Origin of the sequence: Actinophytocola oryzae (genome assembly GCF_004364325.1) — a bacterium.
In the GTDB taxonomy this organism is placed as follows: Bacteria; Actinomycetota; Actinomycetes; order Mycobacteriales; family Pseudonocardiaceae; genus Actinophytocola; species Actinophytocola oryzae.
The window spans coordinates 85,068-103,844 of record NZ_SOCP01000003.1 but is presented as its reverse complement, the minus strand read 5'-3'; the positions used below and the strand labels follow the sequence as shown (position 1 = coordinate 103,844).

The 18,777-nt window shown below is 70.3% G+C and carries 16 protein-coding genes; 4 read left to right on the top strand and 12 right to left on the bottom strand.

Translation table 11 applies throughout. The features are described 5' to 3' along the window. Positions 1–13: 13 nt before the first annotated feature. The 5 genes from CLV71_RS07950 to CLV71_RS07930 all read right to left on the bottom strand — a co-directional run bounded on the left by CLV71_RS07950 (position 14) and on the right by CLV71_RS07930 (position 4,640). Positions 14–676 (bottom strand): response regulator, encoded by a 663-nt coding sequence (locus CLV71_RS07950; protein ID WP_133901993.1) that lies wholly within the window; start codon positions 674–676, stop codon positions 14–16. Between the two features lie 144 nt (positions 677–820). Further along, the gene (locus tag CLV71_RS07945; RefSeq protein WP_133901992.1) at positions 821–1,951 is read right to left on the bottom strand and encodes a sensor histidine kinase; all 1,131 of its coding nucleotides are present in this window, start codon (positions 1,949–1,951) and stop codon (positions 821–823) included. 51 nt (positions 1,952–2,002) lie between these two features. Further along, positions 2,003–2,848, bottom strand: a complete 846-nt coding sequence (locus tag CLV71_RS07940) for a 1-aminocyclopropane-1-carboxylate deaminase/D-cysteine desulfhydrase (RefSeq protein WP_133901991.1) — start codon at positions 2,846–2,848, stop codon at positions 2,003–2,005. Between the two features lie 62 nt (positions 2,849–2,910). Next, on the bottom strand, positions 2,911–3,609 hold the full coding sequence (locus CLV71_RS07935) for a lytic polysaccharide monooxygenase auxiliary activity family 9 protein (RefSeq protein ID WP_243866291.1): 699 nt from the start codon (positions 3,607–3,609) through the stop codon (positions 2,911–2,913). Between the two features lie 185 nt (positions 3,610–3,794). Continuing rightward, positions 3,795–4,640 carry an SGNH/GDSL hydrolase family protein gene (locus CLV71_RS07930; RefSeq protein WP_133901990.1) on the bottom strand — a complete coding sequence of 282 codons (846 nt, stop codon included), beginning with the start codon at positions 4,638–4,640 and terminating at the stop codon, positions 3,795–3,797. Positions 4,641–4,826: 186 nt separating this feature from the next. Between CLV71_RS07930 and CLV71_RS07925 the strand changes: the two genes are divergently transcribed. Continuing rightward, a complete protein-coding gene (locus CLV71_RS07925; RefSeq protein ID WP_133901989.1) occupies positions 4,827–5,663 on the top strand; it encodes a VOC family protein in 837 nt (278 codons plus the stop codon). Positions 5,664–5,667: 4 nt separating this feature from the next. On the opposite strand, the gene CLV71_RS07920 is transcribed toward CLV71_RS07925, so the two are convergent. From CLV71_RS07920 to CLV71_RS07900, 5 genes are all read right to left on the bottom strand, one after another. Then, positions 5,668–6,774 (bottom strand): chymotrypsin family serine protease, encoded by a 1,107-nt coding sequence (locus CLV71_RS07920; RefSeq protein WP_208297458.1) that lies wholly within the window; start codon positions 6,772–6,774, stop codon positions 5,668–5,670. A 50-nt stretch (positions 6,775–6,824) separates the two neighbouring features. Continuing rightward, entirely contained in the window at positions 6,825–7,916 is a 1,092-nt protein-coding gene (locus CLV71_RS07915; RefSeq protein WP_133901988.1) for a cytochrome P450, read from the bottom strand. A gap of 69 nt (positions 7,917–7,985) precedes the next feature. Further along, complete coding sequence (locus tag CLV71_RS07910; protein ID WP_133901987.1) at positions 7,986–9,188, bottom strand: putative acyl-CoA thioester hydrolase; 1,203 nt, start codon at positions 9,186–9,188, stop codon at positions 7,986–7,988. Positions 9,189–9,278: 90 nt separating this feature from the next. Beyond that, positions 9,279–10,574, bottom strand: coding sequence for a hypothetical protein (locus CLV71_RS07905; protein ID WP_208297457.1), 1,296 nt, complete (start codon positions 10,572–10,574; stop codon positions 9,279–9,281). A 10-nt stretch (positions 10,575–10,584) separates the two neighbouring features. After that, entirely contained in the window at positions 10,585–12,168 is a 1,584-nt protein-coding gene (locus CLV71_RS07900) for a S8 family peptidase (RefSeq protein ID WP_133901986.1), read from the bottom strand. 120 nt (positions 12,169–12,288) lie between these two features. Here CLV71_RS07900 and CLV71_RS07895 point away from each other — a divergent pair, with 120 nt between their 5' ends. Then, a complete protein-coding gene (locus tag CLV71_RS07895) occupies positions 12,289–13,920 on the top strand; it encodes an SIR2 family protein (RefSeq protein ID WP_133901985.1) in 1,632 nt (543 codons plus the stop codon). On the opposite strand, the gene CLV71_RS07890 is transcribed toward CLV71_RS07895, so the two are convergent. Together CLV71_RS07890 and CLV71_RS07885 are read right to left on the bottom strand one after the other, a co-directional pair. Next, positions 13,910–14,107 carry a hypothetical protein gene (locus tag CLV71_RS07890; RefSeq protein WP_133901984.1) on the bottom strand — a complete coding sequence of 66 codons (198 nt, stop codon included), beginning with the start codon at positions 14,105–14,107 and terminating at the stop codon, positions 13,910–13,912. The genes CLV71_RS07895 and CLV71_RS07890 overlap by 11 nt on opposite strands. 113 nt (positions 14,108–14,220) lie before the next feature. Further along, positions 14,221–14,877, bottom strand: coding sequence for a thiaminase II/PqqC family protein (locus tag CLV71_RS07885; RefSeq protein ID WP_133901983.1), 657 nt, complete (start codon positions 14,875–14,877; stop codon positions 14,221–14,223). A gap of 167 nt (positions 14,878–15,044) precedes the next feature. Here CLV71_RS07885 and CLV71_RS07880 point away from each other — a divergent pair, with 167 nt between their 5' ends. Then, positions 15,045–15,734: a glycoside hydrolase family 75 protein gene (locus tag CLV71_RS07880; protein WP_133901982.1), complete on the top strand. Its 690-nt coding sequence runs from the start codon at positions 15,045–15,047 to the stop codon at positions 15,732–15,734. Positions 15,735–15,881: 147 nt separating this feature from the next. Next, the gene (locus CLV71_RS07875) at positions 15,882–18,491 is read left to right on the top strand and encodes an NPCBM/NEW2 domain-containing protein (protein ID WP_133901981.1); all 2,610 of its coding nucleotides are present in this window, start codon (positions 15,882–15,884) and stop codon (positions 18,489–18,491) included. Positions 18,492–18,777: the final 286 nt, after the last annotated feature.

Sequence of the window (18,777 nt, the reverse complement as noted above, 5' to 3'; positions counted from 1 at the left end):
GTCGTACTTTCGGCTACCGCCCAGGCCGCACGCGGTTCGTCTCGTACGCCCACATCGCGATCTCGACCCGGTTGCGGGCGCCGAGCTTGGTCATGAGGCTCGTGATGTGTGACTTCACCGTGCTCAGCGTGATGTACAGCTCGCCGGCGATCTCGTTGTTGGTGCGGCCACGCGCGACCGCCGCGAGGATCTGCTCCTCGCGGTCGGTGAGCGGGTCGATGGGCTGGACCGGGGACGACGACGGCCCGGCCTTCGCGAAGGTCGACAGCAGCCGCGCGGTGACGCTGGGGGCGATGAGCGCGTCGCCGTTCGCGGCGGCGTGCACGGCCTGGGACAGCATGTCGATGCCCGCGTTCTTCAGCAGGAACCCGCGTGCGCCCGCTCGCAGCGCTGCGTAGACGTACTCGTCGAGGTCGAACGTCGTGATCACCACGACTGCCAGTGGGTCGGCGACGTCCGGGCCCGCGAGCCTGCGGGTGGCCTCGATGCCGTCCAGCTCCGGCATCCGGATGTCGAACAGGCACACGTCCGGGCGGAGCCTGCCGGCGTGTTCGACCGCCTGTTTGCCGTCCTCCGCGGTGGCGACGACCTCGATGTCGGGTTGTGCGCCCAGGATCATGGCCAGCCCCGTGCGGACGATCTCCTGATCGTCCGCGATGAGCACGCTTATGGTCACGTCACCCCCTCGCCCGCCCTGCCCGACGCTATCCACATGGCAACGAGCGAACCGGTCGTCCTGCTCCCCGGACCCGTGTGAAACCCGTGCGAGAGTCCCACTCGTGCGTCCAGTCGCAGGTGGGCTGGCGTTCCGGGCATCCTTTCACGAGACGCCGGTTCTCGGTAGCACGGCGTTCACCGTCCATCCCCGGTCCGCGTTCGGGCCTGCCTCGCAGGTGCCGCCCAGCAGGCTCGCGCGTTCGATCATGCCGGTGAGACCGTAGCCCGGGGCGCCGGACGGGCGCAGCAGACCCGGCTCGCCGTCGTCGCTGACCCGGACGTGCACCGACGTGTCGTCGACGACCACCCTTACCTCGATGCGGGTCGCGTGCCGTGCGTGGCGCCTGGCGTTCGTGACGGCCTCCTGCGCCAGCCGGAACACCGCCGCGCCCACCGGCGACGCCACTGCCTGCGCCCCGCCCTCGACGGTCACCTCCACCCTGGGATCGCTGGTCGACGCGAGTCGTTCGAGGTCGGTGAGGCGGGGGCCCGGTGTGAGTGCCACGGGGTCCTCGGTGCGCAGGATGCGGACCATGCCGCGCATCTCGTCGAGGGCTCGGGCCGCCTCGGCGTCGATGATCTTCAGTGCGTCGACGGCGGCGTTCGGGTCGGTGGCGGCCGTCGCGATGCCTGCCTGGGCGCGGATCGCCATGGCCGAGACGTGGTGGGCGACCGTGTCGTGCAGGTCGCGGGCCAAGCGTTCGCGTTCGAGCAGCTTCGCCTGGTCCAGCTCGCGGGCCCGTGCCCGCGTCCGGTACCGGAACGCGGCGCCGATCGCCATGACCGCGAAGACCACGACGACACCCGCGAGCGTGTCACCGGGCGACAGGTAGCCGAGCAGGCCGGAGAAGCCGATCTTGGCGAGGATGAGCGCGGCACCGAGCACCGCGTCGCGCCCGGATCCCCACCGCAGCAGCGAGAAGGGCAGCAACACCAGGTAGACGAGGACGTCCTGTTTCGGGAAGTCGCCGCCGACGACGACCGAGCCCAGCATGCAGACCCCGAACGCGATGGCGACCATCAGCAGGGGCCGCGACCGCCGCCACAGCAACGTCGCGACCAGCCCGACGCAGATGACGAGCGACAGCACGCGCCACGACAGGTCCTGGCGCAGCAGCCCCTCGAGGAGTGCGGCCGTCGCCAGCACCGAGACCAGCACCCAGTCCCACCACAGCCGGGGCGGGCCGGGGGTGGGCCGCGGCTCCCGCCACACGGACCGAAGAAGGTCGAACACCGATTCATGGTACGGGCCGCGCAGGCGGCCGTGATCGGACGAAAGTACGAGTCAGCCCAGGACCGCGACGATGCGGGTGCCCTCGGCGAAGGCACCCGCCCGCACGCGGGACAGCAGGCCGTACATCATCTTGGCCTCGTAGACGCGGTCGAGGACCACGGCGTGCCGTGCCGTGAAGTCGGCGACGAACTCGTCCAGCTCGGGGGTCCGTCTCGCGTAGCCGCCGAAGTGGAAGTCGTGGTCGACGGACCAGTTCGTGCGTGCCACGCCGAAGGTCCGTTCTTGCAGGAGTCGCACGTCCTCGTCGAGGAAGCCGCCCCTGAGCACGGCGAAACCGAGCGCACGACCGCCGTCACGCAGGCCCGCCGCGACGCCCGCGAGCGTGGTGCCCGTGCCGCAGGCGACGCAGACGACGTCGAAGTCGACGTCCAGCTCGCCGGGCAGTTCGGCGCAACCGCGTACGCCGTGGGCGTTCGCGCCGCCCTCCGGGATGACGAAGCACGGGCCGAACTCGTCGACCAGTGCGGCGAGGACGGCGGGCTCGGTCTTGCGCCGGTAGGTGGCGCGGTCCAGGTAGGTCAGGTGCATGCCCCGGGCTGTCGCGAACGCCAGCGAGTCGTTGAGCGGCAGGTGCTCCTCGCCGCGGACCACGCCCACGGTCGTGAGGCCGAAGGTCCGTCCGGCCGCCGCGACCGCGCGGAGGTGGTTGGAGTAGGCGCCGCCGAAGGTCAGCAGCCGCGTGTGGCCCTGCTCGGTCGCCGCGGCGAGGTTGTGCCTGAGCTTGCGCCACTTGTTGCCGGGCACGTCGCGGTGGAGGAGGTCGTCGCGCTTGAGGTACAGCCGGACGCCGTGCGGTTCGAGCCGGTCGTCGTGCAGCTCGACGAGCGGCGAGGTCACGACCTACAGGGTAGTGCCACCGAGAACGCGCCCCGGCCGCCGACGGGGCGCGTGGTCGACCACTAGTAGGTGACGTTGCCGCTGCCGCCGTCGAAGACGACGTCCGAGCAGCCGTAGAACGTCTCGGTGCTGTCGGAGCGGGTCCACACCGAGTAGATGATGTGCCTGCCGGAGATGCCGGACGGCAGCGTCGCGTTCCAGGTGTAGGCCCCCTCCTCGCTACCGACCGAGCCGGACGAGGGTGGGTTCACCACGCTGCTGAACGGCGTGCTGTTGATGTTGCTCCAGCGCAGCGGCTGGGTCGGGCTGTAGGTGCTGTTGGTGATGTACAGGTCGAACCGGCCCGGGTGGGCCGCCCACATGTTGTAGCGGACCTGGATGCTGCGGCCTGCCGTCAGGTGGGTCACCGGCCAGTCGGAGCGGGCCGTGTCGAACCCGCTGAAGTCGTACACCGTCGCGTTGCCGCCACACAGCTTCCCGTCGGGAATGAAGCCCTGCATGCGTCCCGCACCGTCGGACCGCAATACCGCGAACCAGTTGTAGAACGGTGTCGCGCCCGCCTTGTCGAACGCCGCCTTGCAGCCCGGGTTGGTCGGTTTGATCTCCCCGGTGCTCGCCCTGCTGTGCTTGTAGCACAGGTAGGTTCGGGAACCGGGCATCATCGTCGCCCCGTGCGCGCTGGCGGGTACGGCACTGACCAGCCCCATGACGAGGCCCGCCGCCATGGCGACCCCGAACATCAGAAACTTTCGCTTCCTCACCACGAATCTCCTTCAGCGTTGAAAGAGCGATATTGGGAGCGCTCCCAGCAAAAGTGTAACTTGCCCGTATCCGCTTGTGAACCGTGCGTGACGGTCCGGCCCGGCCCGGGAGTGCACTGAAGGACGCCTTCCTTACGCTCAGCGTTACGAAGGCGTCCTTCAGTGCGTTGGGTCGCGCCCGGGGGTCAGAGGCCGAGGGTCGCGACCGCCTGTGCGGCCATGTTGGCCTCGCCGAGGGCGTTCGGGTGGACCACCACCGGGTTGGTGCCCTGCAGGACCGGCTCTATCCAGCGGGTGCCGACGGGCGTGCAGGCGTCGTGGCCGTTGGACGCGGCGTTCATGTCCACGTAGGTGGCACCCGTGGCGGCGGCCGCGCGGGCGATCGCGTCGTTCAGCGTGGCCTGGAGCGACCGCACGTACGGCACGTCGCCGGTCGCGATCGGCATCTTGTCGAAGCAGCCGACCGACGGCGGGAGGATCCACGGGTAGCCCAGGATCGCCACGTCCGCACCGGGTGCCCTGGCCCGCACGGCCTGGAGCGCGGCCACCAGCGCCGGGTAGGTCGTGTTGCGGACGGTGTTCTCGAAGTAGGACCCGTAGATGTTCCTGCACGGGCTGCCATGGCCGAGCGTGACGATCCCCGCCGAGCCGCACGCCAGGATCGCGCCGATGAACACGCCGCTGTCGTTGCCGCCGATCGTCATCGTCACCACGTCGGTGTCCGCGCCGACCGCGGCGAGCTGCGGTGGCACGCCGGGGTACTGCGCGGACGCGAAGTGCTTGGTCTCCGCCGCGCCACAGGTCACGTCCGTGAGCCGCGCGCCGGTCGACGACGCGATCACGTGCGGGTAGTTGAGGCTCGAGCGCAGGCACAGCAGCGGCGCGGACGGGTCGGAGGGCAGCACCCCGGACGCGGCGCTGTAGGAGTCGCCGAGCGCGACGTAGTTCAGTGGCTCCGCCGCGGCGGCGGGCGCGGCGAGGCCCAGGGCGGTGAGCGCCGCGACCGCGGACACGATGAGACGACGTGGCATGGCTTCTCCCGGCTTCGATGACGGTGAACGCTCACTACTCACGAGTAGGCAAGCTCATCGTCAGCCATGGGCGCCGTTGCGTCAACGTTCTCTCCCGAGAACGTTCGGGTACGAACCGCCCGCCCGGCAACATGAATCCACTCTGGCGGGTTAATGTGCTGATATCTGCGTGATCGGAGGCGGTGCATGGTTGTCGAGGCCGGAGCGGTCACGGAGGCACTACCCGCGGGCGCACCCTGTTGGGTGGAGCTCGCCACGAACGACGAGAACCGGGTCGCGGCCTTCTACGCGGCGCTGCTGGGCTGGGAGTACCGCGTCACCGTCGAGTCGGCCGTCGCGACGGGCCGGTACGTCGTCGCGACACGGGACGGGTTCTCGGTCGCGGGCATGTACCCGACCGAAGGCCCGTCGGGCTGGGTGCCGCACATCACGGTGAGCGACACCGTGTCCGGGGCGGAGCGGGTGCGCCAGCTCGGCGGCGACGTCACCGCCGGACCCATCGAGCTGGCCAGGGAGGACAGCCTGGTCTACGCGCTCGACCCGGCGGGCGCGCCGCTCGTGCTGCGGACCCCGCCGGTCGGCTGGCTCTTCACCACCGACGACGTCGGCGCGTACACGAGCGCCGACCTGCGGACCCACGACGGCCCCGGCGCCGACGAGTTCTACCGGCGGCTGTTCGGCTACGGGAGCGAGCAGCTCGGCGACGGCGCCGAGATCGACTACGCCGAATGGTCCCTGGACGGCAGGCCGGTGCTCTACCGGTACGTGATGGGGCCGGAGTACCCGAAGGACACCCCGGCCCACTGGCTGATCTACTTCATCGCCGACCCGGCCGAGGGCACCGACGCCACCGCCGTGCGCGCGTTGAGCCTCGGCGGTGGCATCGTGGTCGAGCCGCACGACACCCGGCTGGGCCGAGTGGCCGTCCTGTCGGATCCGTGCGGCGCGATCTTCGCCGTCATCGACCACCTGGACTCCCCGGAGAACCGCCGTGCGGCGGTCGAGGACCCGGACGACGACTAGGGCCTCACAGCGGGATGTAGACCCCGAAGTCCCGGTTCGCGGTGCGGAAGTCCTGGAAGCCGATGCGTGCGCCCGCGGTCCGCGTGACCGTGCCCTTGGCGATCACGCCGCCCGCCGACGACGGCCCGTACACCGGTCCGCCGCTGTCGCCCGGCCGCGCGGCGGGCTGGCCGTTCATCTGCTCGCCCTCCACGAGGTCCTCGCGGTCGGCGTAGAAGAACAGGACCTTGATGTTGCACACCGGGCCGCCGGTCTCCCGCGCGCTCGTGACGCCGGACTGGCACAGGATCTCGTTGGTGAAGACGTCACCCCAGCCCTGCACGGGCGTGGTGGTGTTGCTGTCACCGTTGCCGAGGTACTGCTGGTTCACGACGTTGCCGGTCGGGATCAGCAGGATGTCGTGATCACTGTGCTTGGCGCCGATGTTGCCGATGAACTCGCCGGTCGGGTCGGTCACCCGTGCGCCGGGGCTGCCGCAGTGGCCCGCGGTCAGCAGGAAACGCGCGTTGTCGCCGTTGCGGACGGAGAAGCCGGACGTGCACGCGGCGGTGCCGCCGAGCACGATCGTCGCGCCGCCCTTCCACGGCGGGCTGTCGTTCTGCCGCGACACCGGGGCGAGCGGCTCCTCCACGACCGTGCGCACCGGCACGTCGACCATCGACGTGAACGCCCGCGTCGCGGCGGCGGAGGTCGTGCCGAGGACCAGGCCGCTGCCGTCGGCCGGGATCTTGATGGCGTGCACCGGTGACTTCTCGCCGCGCCTTGCCTCGATCACCGCGGCGGCGGCTCGTAGCTCGCCGTTCGAGTGGGCGGCCCGCTCTATCTTCACGGGTTTCCCGGCCCTGGCGATCGCCTCGTCGATCGCCGAAGGGACGGTGCCCTTCCACCACAGGGCCACGTGGTCCGGCTCGAGCACGAGGCCGGCGAAACCGGGGTAGTCGCCCCTGTCCACCTCGGCCTGGACGACCTCGGCGGCGTGGACGAACGGTTGCTGGGCGAGCATCTGTTGCCACACCGTGGGTTCGGGCGCGGCCTGCGCCGTCGGCAGCGCTCCCACCACCGAGGTGACCGCCAGCGCGACGGTGAACAGCACTGTTCTACGTGCGGACATGCGTGACACTCCCTTGCAGGTTAGGGAAAAAGTCACGCTCAGTGTATGGTCTATACCACTCGGTGGTCCAGACCAGAACGCGGTCGCAGCGTGAAGGCGGGTGGGGCGAGAGCCGCGGCCACGCGTGGACGGTCCTCGTGCGCCTCCACCTGCCGGTCAGGCGGCAGCAGCCGCAGGACGTCCTCGACGACCCGGACCGCGAACGCCCCCGCCGCGCAGCTGTGCTCACCCCAGCCGAACGGGATGAACGCCGTCGAGGCGCCCTGCGGTTCGTGCACCCACCGGTCCGGACGGAACGCGTCCGGGTCGGGCCAGTGGCGGGCGTCCCGGTGCACGAGGTAGCCGCACACGACCACCTCGTCGGCCGTCGTGACCGGCACGTCGCCCAGCTGGTGGTCGGTCGCGGGGGAGCGGGCGAAGTTCCACGTCACCGGCCACAGCCGCAACGCCTCGCGCACCACGTTCGCGGGGGTGGGGTCCGCGTCGGGGTTGGTGCCGAGCAGGTACACCGACCAGCCGAGCAGGAACCCGAGCTGGCCTGCGACCGCGACCACGCAGGACAGGTACACCTCCGACAGCTCGGCCAGCGCCGTGTACGACGAGCCCTCCGGCGCCGCGGCGGCCAGCACGTCGAGGAAATCCCTCGGCGGCCGGGTGCCGAGGGCACGCCGCCGCGACAGTTCGCCGACGAGTGCCCTGCGTACCCTGGTGCGCAACGTGGCCAGCGGTACGCGCCGTTGCGTCCGGCCCGCGAGGACCGCGTGGCGCACCACCTGGTCGACGAGCACGCGCAGCTCACCCTCCGGGACGAGCACGTCGCGGAAACTGTTGTACAACAACAGGTTCCCGGCGTCCGGCCACTCGCTGACCGGACCGAGCCGCTCGGGGTCGCAGGGGTGGGTGGCCCAGTGCGTGCTCAGCAGCTCCCGTGTCGCCCTGCCGATCACCAGCTGCGCCTCGCGTGGGCCGAAGGTGCCCTTGCTGGTGCGGAAGAAGTCGGAGTGCTCGTGGTACCGCCCGTCCTCGTTGGCGAGCACCGCCTTCGCCATCGCGGGTTCCGCCACGTAGAGCACGCCGGGTCTGCGCCGGAACACCGGCCCGTGCCGCGCGTGGAGCTCGTCGATCGCCTGGAGTTCGTCCACAGCCTTCCCGCCCACTCGCCCCAGGACAGGCTCCCGCCTACCGACCCCGGGGACAAGCCGCCGAACGGTTCAGCTCGCGCTCTCGCCGCCGTTCGCGTACTCCCAGAGGCGGTTGTGGTCGACGTCGTCGAGATCCCGCTCCTCGTCGACGCGTGCCGAGAACGGCCGCGAGGTCGTCGCCGCGGGCGACCACGGCGCGGCGGTGTCGAACCCGGCGCCGAGGTAGGAGTCGCGGATGACGAGCTGTCCGTTGGGCGTGATGCCCGGCAGGTAGCCGGTCGTGCTCGCACCCTGGTCCCACGCGCGGCCGAAGTGTCCGGTCGGCGCGGCCTGGTAGGCCTCGTCGGCGGTGAGCCAGCAGTGCCGCACGAGGAACCCGTAGGGGAAGTCCGGCGCGGTGTTGGGTGCGAAGATGACGCCGCCGGACGGCTTCCTGCTCGACACCAGGTGGAACCGGGTGCGCTCGAACACCGCGGCGGCACGCCCGAACACGAAGTCCGTGTCACCCTCGACGTAGCTGTCCCGCACCACGACACGCGCGATGCGCGCCGGGTCGTCCGCGTTGGCGAGGAACGTGTCCTGCCTGCTGACCATGCGCATGTTCTCCAACAGCGTGCGGTCGGCGTCGGTGCGCAGCGCGAGAGCCTGGTGCGTGCCGCGGTCCACCGTGTCCAGCAACGTGTTGGTGATGGTCAGACCGCGCAGCATGAGGTCGGGTGCCTGTGCCCACACGACAGTCGCGCACAGGCCCACGTTCGCGGACGTCTTGGTGGCACAGGACTGGAACATCTCCCACGCCGGGTCGCCCTCGGCGTACTGGCCGGACGGGTTGACCTGCGCCGCCCACGCGGCGGGGGTGGCGGTCGCGTCGAGGGTGTACTCGAGCCGCACGTCCTCGGGCCTGCCGGTGCCGTAGATCGTCAGCGGCGGCGTGCCCGCCGGGATGAACACGGTTCCGGTGTAGGTGCCGGGCAGGATCCTGATGTAGCGCCGTGCCGTGCCGCCCGCCGCGAACGCCGCGTTGACGGCCTGCTGGACGGTCGTGTGCGTGCGGCCGACGACGAAGTCCGCGTGGCGGGGTGTCCTGATCGGCCCCGGCCGCCACGGGTCCGCCGTCGGGGCGGCGTAGGTTCCGGACCACCGCAGGTAGTTGGCCGCCGTGAACGGCATGACCTCGGCGGCGGAAAGCACGGGACGGACGGTCGTGCCGGGCGCGGACACTCCGCCCGTGAGCACCAGAACCGCCGTGACGACAGGAAGAACGACCCGCATGGCTCAGCCCTCGCATTGTCGACGACCTGCCCGGGGTCAGTACACAGAGTACCACCAGAGTGACGATGCGCAGCAGTGTTCCGTGGCCGATCAGGAATGGCTCGCCGCGGCGACCACCAGCCTGGCGACCGCGGGCTTCACGAAGTCCGAGTGGGCACCGGCGAAGGCGTCCGCCCTGGTGTCGTTGATGACGTCCTCCGCGTTGACGCGGTAGAAGGTGCCCGGCTCGAAGTCGTACTTCGTGGTGCCGTCGGCACGCATCACGCGGTCGGCCGACGGTGTCACGGCCTGGAAGCCGTCCTCGCCCATGCCGCCCCAGCGGCCCGCGGTCGACGCCGACTGGTCGGCCCTCGCCAGGAACGACGCCTTCGGGTACCACCGGCAGACCGCGAGGTCGAACCTCGTGTACGTCGCGACGAGCGGCCCGCGCACCCGGTTCGCGTAGGCGTGCAGCGCACCGTCCTCACCGAACGGGTTGTCCTTGGCGTGCGCGAACGACCAGTGCGAGAAAGCGCCCTGCAGCAACAGAAGCGACGCGACCGGCGACGGGTCGCCGACGCCGGCCAACGCGAACGACACCAGCCGCGCGCCGAAGCTGTGCCCGATCAGGTGCACCCGCACCCCGCGCAGCGTGGACAGCAGCGGCCCGAGGCCCTTCCTGCCGACCTCACCCGCTCGCGCCTTCATGACGTTGTACGAGAACACCCGCAGGGCGTCCTTCGCGCCGCCGAGCGCCCTGCCGAACCAGTCCCCGATGCCCTGCTGCGCACCACCCGCCGGCGCGCTGCCGAAGACCTCGGCCAACGCCTGGTAGGTACCCGTCGGGTCCGTGGACGTCAGCAGTGCCCGCTCACCGGCGTCCTCGTACTCGGGCACGGTCGCGGCGAGGGAACCCAGCAGCGCGTGGAACTCCTCGAACCGCCTGACCAGCACGTCGTCCGCGACCCCGGCCCGTGCCGCCTCCTGTGCCTCGTCGAGGATGCGGCCGAGCGCGAGCACGGGTGCCGGGTCGGCGAACCCGGTCGCCAGCGACGCCGCGATCTCCGCGCCGGACAACGCGTCCGTGCCCGACCTGGCCTCCTCGACGGAACCGGCCGCCTGGGTGGAACCCGAGGCGGGCGCGACACTCGCCTTCGTCTCCGGGAACCACAGCGACGGCCACAGGACACCGACGAAGCCGATCGTCCCGAGGCCCGCGACCCCGCTCGCGGCGTTCTCGACGAGCGGGAACAGCTCCGCGTACAGCCGCCGCGCGCTGTCCTCGGCGGTGTTCCACCCGTGGCTGAACACGAACAGGTCGGTCACCCCGGCCCTGGCGACGTCGTCGGCGAACCCGGCTGCCGAGGCCGTCACGCCCTTGTCATCGAAGACCAGTTCCCACATCACGGTCACTTCCTCAGACGTTGGAGAGCATGCGCATCAGGTCGACCAGGCCCGCGCCCTGCGCGTACCGTTCCCGGCCGAGGTCGGTCGCGCTGTTCATCAGCAGCTGCTTGACCTGCCGCGGCCTGCCGACGAACTCCGGGCGCGCGGACAGGAACGCCGCCACCACACCGGAGACGTGCGGTGCGGCCATGGACGTGCCGGACTGCTCGGCATAGGTGGGCTTCCCGTCCTGCGGGTCGAGCCCGGCGGTGTTGCGCACCTCGCCCGTCGCGGCCGAGGAGATCCACTCGCCGGGTGCGACCACGTCCGGTTTCATCCGCCCGTCGAGCGTCGGCCCCTTGCCGGAGGTCCAGGTGACGCCGAACGCGTGTGGTGCGTCGCGATGCGTCGAGCCGACCGCGACGCACTCCTCGGCGTGCGCGGGCTCGGTGATCGAGCCGAGGACGGCCGAGGTGTTCGCCGAGTCGCCGGAGGTGGTGCGGGCGCCGAAGTTCCCAGCGGACACCACGACGACCACACCGGACATGACGAGCTGGTTCAGTGCCTGGCACAGCGGCGACTGGCCGGCCGCGTACTGCTCGGGATGCCATTCGCAGCCGAGGCTCATGTTGACGCCGTGCACCCGCAGCACCGCGGGGTCCACGTTCACCTCGGTGCGCAGGTAGGTCAGCGCGCGGATCACCGCGGCGGACGAGGTGATCCACGTGCCCTGGTCGGTCTTGCGCATGACCTTGAGGCTCACCAGCTGGCAGTCGGGTGCCATCCCGGACAGCGCGCCGACGCGTTCCCGCCGCACGAACCCGGAGTCGCCCGGTTCGCGTGTGATGGCGACGATCGGGTCCTGGTCACGCAGCCTGCCCGCGATGATGCCGCCGACGTGTGTGCCGTGCCCGCTCCGGTCACGCAACGCCTGCGGCGGCACGGGTCCGTTCGGCCCGGCGTACTCGCCGTCGCGGAACGGCAGCTCCGGGCGCACGAGGTGGCTGAAGTCGGCGTGCAGGCCCGTGGACAGTCCCGTCGGTGGCTCGTCGCCGCGTGCTTCCCGCGCCAGCTCCAGGCCCGCGAAGTGCGGGTGGCAGCCGTCGATGCCGCTGTCGATGACCGCCCAGACGATGCCGGCGCCGCGTGCCTCGTAGGAACGCCACGCCGCGTCGGCCTTCACGGTCGGCGCGGACCGGTCGATCTGCGGTTCGAGCGTGTAGTCGGGCCACACCCGGAAGATGGTCGGCGGCCTGCGTTCGTTCGCCCTGGCCAGCCGCTGGTCGTCGTCGACGAGCTCACGCAGCTGGCGGCGGGTGAGCACGCACTGGTACAGCTTCGGCGCGATCAGCTCGAGGTTCGCGGGCACGGGCGGCTGCGTCGGCCCCTCGGTCACGGCCGGTGCGCTCGGGGCCAGGCCGTTGCGGTCGGAGAACTCGCGCCACGTGGCGTAGAACGCCTCGCGGACGGCGCCGAGCCCACCCGGGAAGAGTACGTTCAGCTCGACCAGCATCGCGACCCGCGCGTCGGGGTCCGGGGTGCTCGCGCCCGGTGGCGGAAGGGTGAGATCGCCGATGATGGGGGAGCGATAACCACCCTCAGCCTCGTATGACATGGCGCCTCCGAATGCCGTCAACACCAGGAGCCCGGAATTCCGGGGCAGATACACGGTAGCGGCGGAAACTTCTTCACCCGATCAGTGGCAGAACAGGGATTGCTTTGGCACTGTGGATATGTGATCAGTCACGAGAAACTTGTGTGGGGGCACGGGTTCTCGTTCACCGACCAGCCGTACCTGACCTCACTGTTCGAGGATGTCCAGGATCTCGGGACACCGTTGACGATCGTGGTCGGCGCCGGTGTCTCGATGAACGCAGGACTGCTCTCGTGGCGTGAGCTGATCGAGAAGATGGTCGGGCAGATCAAGGACGAGAATCTCCGCAGGATGGCCGCTCAGGACACGTCCGACCCCATGCGCAAGGCGGAGATCGTCCTCCAGCTCATCAAGAAGGCACTGCCGGAGCAGGACGATTCCGGCAGGTACGACGCGAGGATCATCAGGACCGCGCTGTACCCGAGGAACGCCCTGCGCAGCCCCGGCCTGCTCGCCAGGTCGATCGCGCGGCTCGTGGTGGCACGCAAGAGGAATGTCCGGCTCATCACCACCAACTTCGACACCGTGCTGGAGAAGGCGCTCGAGGGTTACTTCGAGCCGACCCAGGTGCGCTCGTTCTCGCTGGACACCTATCCGGAATGGCGGAAATGGGGACAGCTCGGGAAGATCGGCGTCCTGCACGTCCACGGAGTGATCAGGCCGCCGCGCAGCCGCGCGAAGTTCTCGGGCCCGATCGTGCTGACCGAGTCCCAGTTCTTCAAGAAGGGCGCACACGTCAGGGAGATCATCGCGACGAACCTCGCCGACGCGAACGCCGTCTTCGTCGGGCTGAGCATGACCGACCCGAACCTCGTCGGCCCGATGTACGAGTCACGCGACCCGTCGCTGCAGCGTTACGCGCTCGCGGTGCCGGACAACATCCCCGGCGCGGACAACAGTGCCGAGTCGACGCGGTACGCCATCGAGGCCGCCGAGTTCATGGAACGCGAGCTGGGGTTGGCGACCGTCTTCCTGAAGTCGTACTCCCAGCTGAACCAGGTCATCTCCGACCTGAGCCTCGCCATCGAGGAACAGGTGCGCTACCAGCCGGGCGGCGAACTGGTCTACGAGAACCGGCTGAGGAAGACCCTCGACGTGTGCTATTCCCGCATCGGCTGTGTCGACGAGGAACAGATCCCGCGCGGCCCCGCCGCGGAGCGGTTGCACGACAAGCTGTACGCGGCGCTGCACGCCGAGAACGGCCCGGTCTCGGTGCTGCGTCGGCTGTCCGGCGAGAGCCGTACCGGCGGGCGGGACGGCGAGAACCTCGCGTTGTTCCTGTGGCTGGGCTGCCGCCGCACCTACGCGCTGAACCTGGTGGCCAGCTCGGCGTACCTGCACCGCGAGCCGTGGTCGATCCGCTGGTGGGAACAGCCGATAGACCGCGACTCGACGATCGTGGCGGTCAACGCCATCTACATGGGCACGAACATCGCGGCGAACCTGCCCTCGGCGCCGGGGGTGAAGGTCTGGCGGGGCATCATGGCGTGCCCGATCGTCATGAACTCGATGTCGTCCAAGAAGAGCATCAACGGCGTGCCGCTCGACACGGTGACGATCGGCGCCATCACCCTGAACTCGACCCACTACGTCGACAGGCGCGACCTGCCCGCGAACGGCGGCCACTCGGCGGTCCTCGCACTGGACGCCGAGCAGACCGACGAGGTGTTCACCAGCATCGCCCAGGCGGCGAAGGCCGTGCTCAGCGAGTAGAGGGCAGCGGGCCCTTCTCGTAGTCGACCTCGTCCCGGTCGTCGTCGGGGTGCGCCGGGATGGTCGACACGTTCCCGCCGAGGATGACGACGGACTTCCCGCCCATCTCCACCCTGGGGGCGTGGTCACTGGCGGCGGGACCGGACCTGGGCCGCCCACCCCGCGAAACTCGGACCGCGTTGCTCATGGGCTCACCATCCTGGCCGGAAGCTCGTCCCCAAAGAATAGGTGCCCGTGCCGAACTCCACTAGTCCGTCACCAGACGCCGCCCACCGGCCGTCGAGTGCGTCGCGGTCCTCGTCACGCACAGGAGTCGGCGATGGTGTTCCAGAACATCAGCTCGTAGGACTGGAACAGGCGGCCGTAGCGGCGGGCCTCGCGTTCGTGGCTCTCGCCCGCGTCCATGCCCGCCTGGACCGCGGCGACGGCCAGCGCGACCGTCTCCGGGACCGGCGTCGCGAAGAAGTCGAAGAAACCGCAGGCCTCGTCGGTGACGTCGTACTCCTCGCGCATGGCCGTGGCGATCCGTGCGCAGTAGTCGCCCCACGCGGCGAAGTTCGCCACGACGCCGACGATCACGTCGGCCGGGGCGCCGCCCAGTGCCAGCCACGCGAAGTACACCGGATACGCCTGGCAGCCCGCCATCGGTTCGTAGTCGGCCATGGCCTGCTCGGTCAGGCCGCCTGCCGCGGCGAGTGCCGGGAGCTTCGCCAGCGCGAGGCCCTCGCCCTGGGCCATGCCCGCGAAGAACTCCCTGGCGGTCGGCTCCCCGGCGCGGGACGCCAGCAGGTGCAGGCTGCGCCAGTCGCTGCGCACGATGTGGGACTCCTCCGCGGCGATCGTGCCGAAGACCGAGGGCGGCACCGCGCCCTGTTCGATCAGCGGCACCAGCCGGTTCCGGCTCTCCTCGGGCGCCAGCTCGGCGCGGACCGAGTCGAACAGGTCCTGTGCGTCCACGGTCGGCTCCTCCCTGGTCTACCACCGAGCGTAGCCGGGCGTGTTCTGTCGCGAATTTCCGTTGTGCGTGCTTTCGGTGACCGCTCCTTGACGCGGCGTGACTGGGCCTCTACCGTGCTGGCAAGATAGTAAGTCAGCCTTCCTATCTAACCCTGCTGGAGGCAAGCATGAAGAGAGCCGCTGTCCTGGTCGCCGCGCTCGTCGCGGTGGCCGCCGCACTGCTCGCGCCCGGGAACGGTGTCGCGGCGCCCGCCACCTCGGCGGCACCCGCCGCTGCGCCCACCGCGCAGGAGCTGCTGGCCAAGGTCACGACCTGCACGCAGATCTCCAACGGCACGTACCGCACCGACGAGGAGACCTCGCGCACGGTCCCGGTGTGCGACAAGAACGGCGCGGTCTACTGGAAAGCCGACATGGACATCGACTGCGACGGTGTGCGCACCACGCAGTGCAACGAGGACACCGACTGCTGCTTCTACCCCGACACCGCCTTCCACACCTCGACCGACCAGCCGCTTAACGCGGCCCAGCTGCCGTTCGTGGTGGTGCCGAGTCCGAGCAGCACGTGGGACTACCGCAACTACGGCATCCGGGGCGGCGGCGCCGTCGCGATCATCTACGGCAACAAGGTCGAGTACGCCGTGGTCGGGGACACCGGCCCGACCGCCATCATCGGTGAGGCGTCCTACCGCGCGGCCGCGGACCTCGGCATCGACCCCGACCCGTCCACCGGCGGCACCGACTCCGGCGTGACCTACATCTTCTTCAAGAACTCGAGGGTCTCGCCCATCGAGAACCACAACAACGCCGTCACCACGGGGCAGCAGCTGGCTCGCCAGTTCGTCGACAACAACTGACGCGTTCCACGCGGGCCGCGCCGACCGTTCGTCCGGTCGGCGCGGCCTTTCGCGTGCTTGGAGCATACTTTTGATTCAGCTGGGCGAAAGATGGCCGATATTGTTCGAAAGTAGTTGTCCGCTCCAGAGTCGCGCGGAGGTAGTCGCATGCTGTCCCTGCCCCGGTTCGCCGCCTGTGTCACGACGGTCGCACTCGCTGCCGGCGGGCTCGCCGCCCCAGCCACCGCCGCCCCGCCAGGTACCTGGACCGTCTCTCAGCGGGGGATGTCCGCGCAGGTCAGCCTCGTCGACGGCACGCCACGGCTTGCCGTGACCCACGGGGGTCGGACCGTGCTCGCAGCCGCGCCGGTCGGACTGCGGACCACCGGCGCCGACCTCAGCACGGGGCTCGCGTACGTGGGTCAGCAGCGGCGCACGGTCGTCGAGCGCTACGACATGACCACCGGCAAGCGGCACCACCGCGAGAGCCGCCTCGCCGAGCTGCGCCTGTCGCTGCGTGGCGCCGGTGGCGCACGCCTGGACCTCGTGGTGCGTGCCGCCGCCGACGGTGTGGCCTACCGGTACGAGCTGCCCGCCGCCGCCACGATCACCGGCGAGGCCTCGGCCTTCAGCCTGCCCGCCGCCGCGCCCGCCTGGCTCCTGCCCTACAACGCCTGGTACGAGCAGAACCGCGTGGCCACCACGGCGGGCGGCGCGGGCACCGGCGAGTTCGGCTACCCGTCGCTCTTCCAGGTCGGCGACGACTTCGCGCTGCTCACCGAGTCCGACGCGGACGGCAGGTACTCCGGCAGCAGGCTCAGCCACGCCGCGGGCTCCGGCGAGTACCGGGTCACCCTCGCCGACGCGGCCGTCACCGCGCGGCGCACTCCGTGGCGCACCGCCATCGTCGGCGACCTCGCGACCGTCACCGAGTCCACCCTGGTCGACGACCTCGCGACGCCGTCGAAGGTCCGCGACACGTCGTGGATCCAGCCGGGCAAGGTCGCCTGGTCGTGGCTGTCCGACCACCCCAGTCCCGCGAACTTCGAGCGGCAGAAGCAGTTCGTCGACTTCGCGGCCCGCAACAACTGGTACGCGGTGCTCGTCGACGAGGGGTGGAGTGCGGAGTGGGTGCCTGAGCTGGTCCGCTACGCCCGCGCCAGAGGTGTCGAGATCATCCTGTGGTTCCACTGGAGTGACCTCGACACCGCAGAGGAACGCGACACCGTGCTGCCGCTGGTGAGGAGCTGGGGCGTGCGCGGGGTGAAGCTCGACTTCATGGAGTCGGACACCCAGGCGCGGTACCAGTGGTACGACGCGGTGCTCGCCAGGACGGCGGAGCTGCACCTCATGGTCAACTTCCACGGCTCGACGATCCCGCACGGGCTCGCCCGCACCTGGCCGCACATCATGTCCATGGAGGCCGTGCGCGGCGCGGAGAACTACCCGCTGCCCGCAGGCAACCCCATCCAGGCCTTCACGCGCAACGTCGTCGGCTCGATGGACTACACGCCGGTCTCCATCGACACCGGCATCCAGCGCGCGTCGGTCGCGCACGAGGTGGCACTGCCGGTCGTGTTCGAGTCGGGCTGGACGCACTTCGCCGACTCGCCGGAGGCCTACGAGAGCCATCCGGAGGCACTGCGTTACCTCGACCAGCTGCCCACCACGTGGGACGAGACGCGGTTCGTGGCAGGACATCCCTCCGGTGGTGCGGTACTCGCCCGCCGCAGCGGCGACCGCTGGTTCCTCGGCGCCATCTCGGCGGGCCCGGCACGCACGATGACCGCGCCGCTGTCCTTCCTCGGCGCCGGCCGGTGGCTGGTCGAGGTCGTACGCGACGCACCGGGGCCGCGCGCCGACGTCGTGCGCTCGGCGCTGGTGCGGACCGCCCGCGACACGCTGTCCGTGGACGTGCCCGTCAACGGCGGCTTCGCGGCGATCGCGTGCCGGGCCCTGCCCGGACGTACCACCTGCGACCGAGAGTTGCAGCATGTGCCTACGTCCACTCTTGGGGTCACTCCAATGGGTGAAACGGACACCCCGAAAGGAAGCTCGTTCGAGGTGACCGCGACGTTCCGCACCGACCGCGCCGTGCGGGACCTCCGGCTGGCTCCCAGGGCCCCGGCGGGCTGGTCCGTGACGGGTGCGGCGGTCACCCGCCGGACCGTGCCCGCGGGGGTCGCGGTCAGTGGTCGGTGGACCGTCCAGGTGGGTGCCGGCAGCGCCGACGGGTACGTTGACCTGCCGATCGTGGCGACGTTCGGCACAGCGGGCTGGTCCGGCCGGGTGCACGTCGAGCAGGCCGTCACGGCGTTCGTGCCGCCGCCTGCGCCGACCGGCGAGCCGTACGTCAGCGACCTCCCGTTCGTCGCGGAGACCAACGGCTGGGGCCCCGTGGAGCGTGACCGCTCGGTGAACGAGTCGGGTGGCGGCGACGGCAACCCGCTGACAATTGCCGGGGTGGTGTACGAAAAAGGTCTCGGTACGCACGCGCCCGCCAATGTGACCGTCTACCTCGGTGGCCGGTGCACCTCGTTCACGGCCGGGCTGGGTTTGGACGACGAAATCACACAACCCGGCTCGGTGGCGTTCCGGATAAGCGGCGACGGAAAGGTGCTGTTCGACAGCGGTGTGCTACGACCGGGGCCCGCGGTGCCCGCGACGGTCGACGTCTCCGGAGTCCGGATGCTCACACTGTCCGTGACCGACGGCGGCGACAACAAGAACTTCGACCATGCCGACTGGGTCGACGCCAGACTATCGTGCCAATCGTGAGCACGAACCTGATCAGCCCGTTCACCACGCATTTCGGCAACTGACCGGGACATCTCGGCAGAATGTGTCCATTCGACCCGGACACCGGTGCGGCCGACATCCGGCCACGACGACAGGCCCCGTTTCGCGGCTCCCCGCGCAAACGGGGCCTTCGCCGTCCGGATCGACGGGACGACTGAACCGTTACGGATCGATTTCGACGTGCCGTATCGTTTGTGCCGGACGCGTGAACCGACGGATCGAGTCGCCCCGACGCCAACCCGATGCGCGTCGCCCGGTGTGGAAA

What these genes read in the sequence shown, in the direction of transcription:
- CLV71_RS07925 (WP_133901989.1), top strand. Translation starts at nt 4,827, where the DNA reads ATGGTTGTCGAGGCCGGAGCGGTCACGGAGGCACTACCCGCGGGCGCA.
- CLV71_RS07900 (WP_133901986.1), bottom strand. Translation starts at nt 12,168, where the DNA reads ATGTCATACGAGGCTGAGGGTGGTTATCGCTCCCCCATCATCGGCGAT.
- CLV71_RS07920 (WP_208297458.1), bottom strand. Translation starts at nt 6,774, where the DNA reads ATGTCCGCACGTAGAACAGTGCTGTTCACCGTCGCGCTGGCGGTCACC.
- CLV71_RS07880 (WP_133901982.1), top strand. Translation starts at nt 15,045, where the DNA reads ATGAAGAGAGCCGCTGTCCTGGTCGCCGCGCTCGTCGCGGTGGCCGCC.
- CLV71_RS07930 (WP_133901990.1), bottom strand. Translation starts at nt 4,640, where the DNA reads ATGCCACGTCGTCTCATCGTGTCCGCGGTCGCGGCGCTCACCGCCCTG.
- CLV71_RS07910 (WP_133901987.1), bottom strand. Translation starts at nt 9,188, where the DNA reads ATGCGGGTCGTTCTTCCTGTCGTCACGGCGGTTCTGGTGCTCACGGGC.
- CLV71_RS07890 (WP_133901984.1), bottom strand. Translation starts at nt 14,107, where the DNA reads ATGAGCAACGCGGTCCGAGTTTCGCGGGGTGGGCGGCCCAGGTCCGGT.
- CLV71_RS07875 (WP_133901981.1), top strand. Translation starts at nt 15,882, where the DNA reads ATGCTGTCCCTGCCCCGGTTCGCCGCCTGTGTCACGACGGTCGCACTC.